The sequence below is a fragment of the Candidatus Obscuribacterales bacterium genome, assembly GCA_036703605.1.
Classification (GTDB): Bacteria; Cyanobacteriota; Cyanobacteriia; order RECH01; family RECH01; genus RECH01.
Window position 1 is genome coordinate 1 of sequence record DATNRH010000254.1, and the last position, 1,236, is coordinate 1,236.

1 protein-coding gene is annotated in these 1,236 nt (G+C 53.4%); it reads left to right on the forward strand.

Going from position 1 to position 1,236, the window contains the following annotated elements; all coding sequences use genetic code 11:
- Positions 1-1,038, forward strand: a 1,038-nt coding sequence (locus tag V6D20_05295) for a site-specific integrase (protein HEY9815205.1), incomplete at its 5' end; no start/stop codon positions are given.
- Positions 1,039-1,236: the final 198 nt, after the last annotated feature.

Here is a 1,236-nt window from a genome sequence, read left to right on the forward strand (position 1 = left end):
CAACAAATGAAACTCTATAAACGCGGAAACTTCTTGGGGATGGATTTGACAGTTGGCGGTGTCCGATACCGTGAGACGACCAAGTATCCAATTAGCGACCGGCAAGGTGCGCAAAGGTTCATGGCACAGGAATACACCAGACGGCTCAATCAGGTCGCGCTGGGCGAGAAAGGGGAAATCACGGTCGCAGATGCCTATGATCACTCGCTGGCAGAGACCACTGGGAAAACTCTAGTCCAGTACGAACTCTGCAAGCGTAAGCTGCTGGGCGAAGGCCAGTTTGAGGCGAAGTGGCATATCCCAGAACGGTCCTTCATGTCCTCCGTCAATCAGAAGATGGTGGACGACCTGCGCAAGAACCGGCTCAGGGAAGGTCTGACGAACAACTCGGTCAATATCGAAATCCGGGTACTTCGTCGGGTCTACAACGCTGTCAAAGACCGCTACAAGGTCTTCCCAGACTTGCAGTTCAAGCAACTCAAGAAGTTTACCAAGTCACGCTACTTGTCCCGCCAAGAAGAGGATTTGGTCTTGCAGGAGTTGCAATCGCAGGCTGAGAACGTGGTGTACGAAAAGGCTTTGGACCTGTTCCTGTTCCTTGTGGACACTGGGGCTAGACTGGGTGAGGCGACCAGCATTGAATGGGCTGACATTCGCCAGAATGATCGGGTCATTGAACTGTACCGCGACAAGACTGCCAAGCTGTCGCTGATACCCCTCTCAAACCGTGCTTGGCAGCGTCTGGAAGCAAGGCTGGACCAAAGACGCCCCTTCATGGAAATGGATCGGGCTATCAAGCTTTTGCGCAAGGTCATCAGTAACGCCTGCAACGACAATCCAAGAGTGTTGCAGACGCGGGGAGCCGCCACCATCCACAGCTTGCGGGACACCTACGCTACACGGCTACACCAGAAGGGTATGAGTTTGCAGAAGATCGCCAAGCTTCTGGGACACAGCCACGCCACAATGGCAGCAAAGTACTCACACCTTGAATCAGACGATGTGCTGGAAGAGGCGCGTTTGATGATTGATGGCTGAGGCGAGTCACGAAATTGGCACAGTAAGTAGCCGCTAAACATCGGGAGGAGCGATTGCTCGCTCTAACCATCTGATAAATATGGGATTCTTGGTGCCCCCACACGGACTACCGAACGGTCACCCTACTGGGGCACAATCAGGTGGCCTACCCGTAGCCTATACAATTACTTCAATGCCTTAGGTGCATAGTGTGCGCGA